The sequence below is a fragment of the Neisseria sp. HMSC075C10 genome, assembly GCF_001815615.1.
Lineage (GTDB): Bacteria > Pseudomonadota > Gammaproteobacteria > Burkholderiales > Neisseriaceae > Neisseria > Neisseria subflava_A.
Genome location: NZ_KV821247.1, coordinates 1 through 6,999, shown reverse-complemented (window position 1 = coordinate 6,999; position 6,999 = coordinate 1). Strand labels below are relative to the sequence as shown.

The following is a 6,999-nucleotide window of genomic DNA, read 5'->3' as shown; positions in this document are numbered from 1 at the left end:
TTTGCTGTTGGCATTGAGGTCGCCGTCGGCCACGTTGGTCACTTTGTTGCCTGCGGCATCGATACCGGACTTGGTCAGGCTAGGACCGCCTGCGACTTTCACACCGTCGTTGTTAACGGTGGTGTCGCCGGCTTCGACGCTGTTCACTACCAGGTCTTTTTTCAGCTTAACGGTCACTTTATCGTCTTGGGCTTCGGTGGTGATGTTGTCGTCGCCGGCAACGGTCACGGTGGAGCCGAGTTTTTCGATATTGGTGCTGCCGCTGTCGCCGTTGAAGGTCAGGCCTTTAGTGTCAACGGTAGTTTTGGCGTCTACGCCTTTTTGGATATTATCTTTAGTACTTTGAGCGAGATCGATACTGTAATCAGTTGTTACTGCACCATCGGTTGCGGTTGTAGCATTGGAAGTCAAATTCAAAGCATTGGAAACTTGTACCGTTGCTTTATCTGCGCTGACGGTATAAGTGGTTTCTTTGCCTGAAGTTGTCTTATTGACATGCGTATTGCTGCCTGCCGCTACATTGGTTGTGGTTTTGGCATTATTGATGGCATTGGCTACATCGCCGGCAGTCGCCACACCGGCAGTCGGTGCGGACACCGTGCCATTATTATCGACAGACAATGTGCCTTGAGTGACATTAATTTGAACTTTTGACGCATTTTCGCCATCGGTGACCGCAACGGTCGTCAAGTTGCCATTGGCGTAGTTGACTGTACCGTTGTTGTTGATACGGGATTTGTCTGTGCCATTTTGTTGGATATTGTGTCCAACATTGTTCATAACTGTATACAGTTGGCTACCGTTGACCGCATCGGTCGAAGTGGCGGAAATACGGCCTGCAGCGACATTGTGAATTTGGCGTTCATTACCTGCGCTGCCTACAGAAACCGCGCCTGTTTTGGCGGATGAAGAAGCTGCATAGCTGACGTTGGTTACCGCACCGCTATCGTTTTTGAATGTCGCATTTTTAGCTGTTGCGTCAAAATTATTGGCCGCACCGACAGCACCATTGCCCAAAGCAACAGAGCTACCAACCGTAGTTGTCGCACCATTACCCAACGCAACTGAATCGCTTCCAGTTGCTTTTGCATTATTACCACCGGCAAAACTACTATGTCCGGCTGCTTGGGCTGAAGAACCAATAGCGGTGGAATAAAGGCCTGAACTGTTTGCCTGCTTACCAATGGCAATAGAATAAGATTGAGCAGTCTGCGCCTGATGACCAATAGCAACAGAATCATCACCGACTGCATTTGACAAATAGCCCATTGCCGTACCGTTATTTTGTGCCGCTGCCCTTGCACCGACAACGGTTGCATTTTCGTAATTGGCTCTACTGTGTGCACCGACGACTATAGAGTAATTGCGATCATTTTCTGTATTCAAACCTATGGCGATAGAACCCGTACCGCGGGAATTGGCATTAGAGCCTAAGGCAACAGCACCCACAGTTCCAGAAGTTACAGTTGCATTTGGGCCAACGGCAACAGAAGACGAACCAAGTACGTTGGCATTATGACCTAAAGAAACACTACCCGTCGCACCAGTGCTTGTTGCCGCATTCGGTCCGATGGCAATCGAATTGGTTGCTTTTGCACCGTCATTGTTCCAGTTTTTCGTACCGTCAGTTTTGCCTTCTTCTGACTTAACAGAAAAATAACGAACGCGTTCAAGCGCATTCAATACGCCATAAAGTTGAGAGCCGTTGATGGCATCAGTAGAAGTAGCAGAAATATCGCCAGGGGATACATTGATAATTTGGCGTTCGTAACCTTGAGAACCAACAGACACAACATCACCGGCATCGGTAGTTTGACCGCCTGCCCAAGTGTAGGTTACACCCATAATTTCGCGTTGAACGTATGCCCGACCTTCTTTATCGGTTTTAGAAGCCGTACCCAAAGCCACAGAGTTCAGCAAAGTTGCTTTTGCACCTGTACCCAAAGCTACACCACCAAAGGCAGTGGCTTGAGATTTAGTACCAATAGCCAGAGACAAATCGGCAGATGAATTAGACTGCACACCTAATGCAACAGAACCTTGACCGGCAATGGTATTACCATAAACCCCGCTATTCATTGTATCTCCGGTCATTTCTTTATAGATATCCCGCAGATTTTTACCACGTAGCGCATATTCACCAACTTTCGCACCTTGGGCATTGTATTTGATGAATTTGTCCGTTGCGCTGCCTGAATATTGGGTACCACCAACACTATCAAGGTCATCACCACCCACCGAGATAGATGAATTACCCTCAGCTACAACATTACCACCAACCGCAATAGATTGGTCACCCTTTGCCCACGCGCCCTCAGGTCTGCCCTGTGCATCGACACGGTTACCTGAACCAATAGCAATAGCCTGAGTTATCTTAGGACTACTTGAATCGCCTACTCGAGCCGTATTACCAATAGCAATATTATTGTGAGTTAAACCCGGGTGCATAATGTTTTGGGAAAGAACCCCAGATGCACGTCCAATAGCAATCGTACCAAGGCCGGTTGCATTCGCGTCTGTACCAAGTGCAATAGCACTTGATAGCGCACTACCCGAACTTGGAGAATTTGCCACTGCACTTTTACCGATGGCAATGGTATTTCCAGTTTGAGCTTGGGTTGAATTACCTATAGCGATAGACTCACTTTGATAACCCACTGCATTGGTACCGATTGCAATGGCATTTTGCGCATTGGCTGCAGCCTGACTGCCGCTGCCAATCGCAATGCCGTCTTGACCTCTTGACGTGCTGGATTTGCCCAAAGCCATTGAGCCAATACCATAAGCCTGAGCTGAATTACCAAGTGCTGTGGTATCGATATTATTAGCAAGTGCATTCTTACCTACCGCTGTCGCTTGCGTACCATTTGCTTTGGAATCTGCACCCAATGCTGTTGAATCTGTAGAAACAGCATTAGCACTTTTACCTATCGCTGTTGCATGTGAACTACTTGCACTTGTATCTGCACCCATCGCAACAGCATGATTTTGAGTAGCCTTGGCATTTGTACCAACAGCAAGACTGTTATTATGTGTTGCATTTGCACTCGTACCTACCGCAACTGCACCATTAGCCGTGGCATTGGCTGATGCTCCTACTGACAGAGCACCAATACCGGTCGCTGTTGCACCGCTGACCGCAGTAGCACTGGTTGGAGGATCAACCGCAATTAGCCCACGTCCCGCAGTTGCCGCATACGAATTACCTGCACCCAAAAGAGCTGCCGAAATCACTGTCAATCTGAAAACTGTCGCGATACCATTTTTACCGGATTCGGCAGATACATCTGTACTGTTTTGTTCTGCAGACGATTTCACACGGCCTTTGGCCAATTCGGACGTTACAACGAAAGATTGAATCGTACGGTTCCAAACGACTTTAAATATCTTATTCATTAGTGTGTCTTTCTCTTTTTATGATGGGTAAAAGCGTAGGCGTGAGCATGACGCTACTTTAAAAAATCTATTGCGGAGGATTTCCCTGCAAAATGCTTGCTTCGAGCTGACGTTTATTGTCACTTTAAGACGAAATTTAGGTCTTTTACTATCTCGAAGTGAAATAGTATTTCATACTTACTAAATATCCGCTAGTCAGAAATATCAACCGATTATCTTTAATTTCTAAATAAAATCACGGCTTTCTACCAAAAAAACCAATTATCAAAAGGGTTTCAGCCATGTTTCTATTAATAAGCGGTGTATTGCATTCCATTGACAAGTCACAAGCAAACACAGTAACCATGCAACTCATATGCCAATTATTTAAAATATTATTTATTAAAAAACGAAAGAAAAAGGCCGTCTGAAATGTTTCAGACGGCCTTTAATGAAATGATATTGAACAACTACTTGCTTAAATAATTTGGTTTTTAAGCTATCAATAAAATCGGCAATATGCTTTTAATACGTCATAGAAAGAATACGCATATCCCTACTTATACAAACGTAGATGGTTTTACAAACCGAATACGGCAATATCGCCCTTACCTTGACGAATCAGCTCGGTACCATCGGTCATATCGATAACCGTCGTCGGCTCAGTACCGCACCAGCCGCCATCAATAACCAAATCAACAGCATGCTCAAGACGATCTCGGATTTCGTATGGGTCGGTCAATGGCTCTTCGTCTTCGGGCAACATGAGGGTGCAACTTAAAATAGGTTCGCCCAATTCTTGCAAAAGTGCCAAGGCAGTAGCGTTATCGGGAACACGCAGGCCGATGGTTTTGCGCTTGGGATGAAGCGTGCGATTGGGTACTTCTTTGGTTGCCTGCAGGATAAAGGTGTAGCTGCCGGGCGTAGCTGCTTTGAGCTGGCGAAATTGGGCATTATCTACTTTGGCGTAAGTACCCAATTCGCTCAAATCGGCACACATCAGGGTCAGATGGTGTTTTTGATCGATTTTGCGAATCGTGAGAATGCGCTCCATCGCAGTTTTGTCGCCAAGTTTGCAACCCAACGCATAGCAGGAATCCGTAGGGTAAACGATAACGCCGCCACTGCGGACAATATCGGCGGCTTGCTTGATGAGGCGGTCTTGGGGATTATCGGGATGGATGGCGAAAAATTGTGCCATGTTTTTTTCCTTATCATTCTAATGGTTTGTTGTTTGACATTTTAAAACTTATTTGGCCGTCTGAATATTGGATTTCCACCACCATGAATGGATTTAGCCTTAGCTACAACACGGCTGCACCCAGCGATACCTTATATATAATTTTGATTTACCGGCCGATATCGAAAGTCAATTTAATACACTATATAATGCGTTATTTTGTTTGAAAGTCATCTCAATGTCTGCTTCTTCCCTACCTTCCCGCCGCTTGTCTGTTGCACCCATGCTTGATTGGACAGACAGACACTATCGCTTTATGGCGCGACAAATTACACGCAATGCTTGGCTTTATAGCGAAATGGTCAATTCAGGCGCGGTGGTTTACGGAGATAAAGACCGCTTTTTGAGTTTCAACGAAGGCGAGCAACCGGTAGCGTTACAGCTTGGCGGCTCAGATCCGCATGACTTGGCAATCGCTGCCAAAGCGGCTGAGGCGTATGGCTATAATGAAGTCAACCTAAATTGCGGTTGCCCCAGCCCACGCGTTCAAAAAGGCGCTTTCGGTGCTTGCCTGATGAATGATGTAGATTTGGTGGCAGATTGTTTGAACGCGATGCAGGATGCAGTTGAAATTCCGGTGACAGTCAAACACCGCATCGGCGTAGACAGACAGACAGAATATCAAGTCGTGGCAGATTTTGTGGGCACGCTTCGCGAAAAAACAGCCTGCCGCACATTTATCGTCCATGCACGCAATGCTTGGCTGGACGGTTTATCCCCGAAAGAAAACCGCGAAACCCCGCCACTCAAATATGAATACGTCTACCGCTTGAAACAAGAGTTCCCCGACTTGGAAATTTTAATTAACGGCGGCATCACCAACAACGAAGAAATCGCCGAACATCTGAAATTTGTCGATGGGGTCATGATCGGGCGCGAGGCTTATCATAATCCAATGCTGATGCGCAATTGGGATGTACTGTTTTATAACGACGCACACGAACCAATCCAATACGCAGATTTAGCAGCTTGGCTATATGCATACAGCCGCGAACAAATCGCCTCAGGACGTGGCACTATCCTACGCCACATCGTCCGCCATGCACTAGGCTTGATGCACGGCCTAAAAAATGCCCGCACTTGGCGCCGTATGCTCTCAGATGCCGCCTTGCTGAAAGACAACGACGGCAGCCTGATTCTAGACGCATGGAAAGAAGTCGAACGCGCAAATATTTGGGATTAATGGCATATCGTGCGAATAAATAAAAGGCCGTCTGAAACATCAAATGATGTTTCAGACGGCCTTTTACATTGCAACAGACTGCTAAAGATATATTCATTTCTCTTTAGCTACTATGACGATTAATTCATCGAATAAAACCAACACATAATCTAAGCATAAAAAAATGCGGCCCAAATAGGCCGCATTTACTTTGCTTCGTCTTTTCAGACGGCCTTTTCAGGCCGTCTGAAAGTCAGATTACCATTGGTAACCAACTGCTGCGGTAGCACCGAAGTGACCACGTGAGTTGCCGGAAGCAGTACCTTTGATGATCCAGTTACCACCATCGGAGATGCTAGAGAAGCCGACAGCGTAACCGGTTTCACCGCGGTAGTGACCGCCACCGATAGCCAGCATGCTCTTACCTGGCAAGTAAGCTTGTGGCAGACCGGCAGTAGCCAGAGCTTGAGCCACACCTGCGCGGGCGTTGTTGTCAACCTTGTTCACATTGCTGTTCACATCGCCGATTTTTTGGTTCAGCTGGTTAACGTTAACCGCATCAGTACCTTTCTTACCTGGAGCAACATTTTGGATAGTAGTGTTGCCGGCATCGATACCACCTTGGTTGATGGTTACAGGACCTACGTTCAGTTCGTTAGTAGTAACACTGTTACTAGTAACACTGTCAACGTGCAGATCACGGTTCAAGCTGACTTTCAGCGCACCGCCGTCTTCCTTAACGAAGATGTTTTGAACTTCTTTCTCCGAAGTCTTACCGGTTGCTTTGTCGAATACTTGAACTGTACCCTTATCACCTTTAATCTGAATAGTGTTATTCAGTTTTTTGGTGATTTCAGCGTTATCCTCATCACGCAGACCGAAGGTGCCATCAGCATCTTTACCGTCTTTACCATCTTTACCATCTCTAATGATGGTGGTAGTGGTGTTACCGTTGCCGTCTTTGATGGTTACAGTATGTTCGCCTTTAGCTGTAGTTTCAACTTTAGCTTCAGCGTTCTTACCATCTTTCACAACTTCAGAAGTGGTACCGATGACTTTACCATCTTTATCCAGGTTTCTAACAGTGATAGTGGTTTCACCTTTAGCATCATCACGTGTAACTTCAGCTTCAGCTGACTTACCATTGTCGCCGGTATCACCCTTAGCTGCAGCTGTACCATCTTTAACGATGGTAGTAGTGGTATTACCTTCGCCATCAGTG

General features: G+C 46.4%; 4 protein-coding genes. 1 reads left to right on the top strand and 3 read right to left on the bottom strand.

Annotated features, from left to right (window positions below; translation table 11 throughout):
* Both HMPREF3047_RS11235 and HMPREF3047_RS01975 read right to left on the bottom strand, forming a co-directional pair.
* Positions 1-2,973: hypothetical protein (locus HMPREF3047_RS11235; RefSeq protein WP_349267135.1), on the bottom strand; the 2,973-nt coding region annotated here is incomplete at its 3' end.
* A gap of 982 nt (positions 2,974-3,955) precedes the next feature.
* A complete protein-coding gene (locus HMPREF3047_RS01975; RefSeq protein ID WP_003748466.1) occupies positions 3,956-4,576 on the bottom strand; it encodes an L-threonylcarbamoyladenylate synthase in 621 nt (206 codons plus the stop codon).
* A 211-nt stretch (positions 4,577-4,787) separates the two neighbouring features.
* Here HMPREF3047_RS01975 and dusA point away from each other — a divergent pair, with 211 nt between their 5' ends.
* Positions 4,788-5,798, top strand: a complete 1,011-nt coding sequence (dusA, locus tag HMPREF3047_RS01970; protein ID WP_210399751.1) for a tRNA dihydrouridine(20/20a) synthase DusA — start codon at positions 4,788-4,790, stop codon at positions 5,796-5,798.
* Between the two features lie 237 nt (positions 5,799-6,035).
* Here dusA and HMPREF3047_RS01965 read toward each other — a convergent pair.
* A partial coding sequence (locus HMPREF3047_RS01965) for a YadA family autotransporter adhesin (RefSeq protein WP_210399749.1) occupies positions 6,036-6,999 on the bottom strand: 964 nt, incomplete at its 5' end.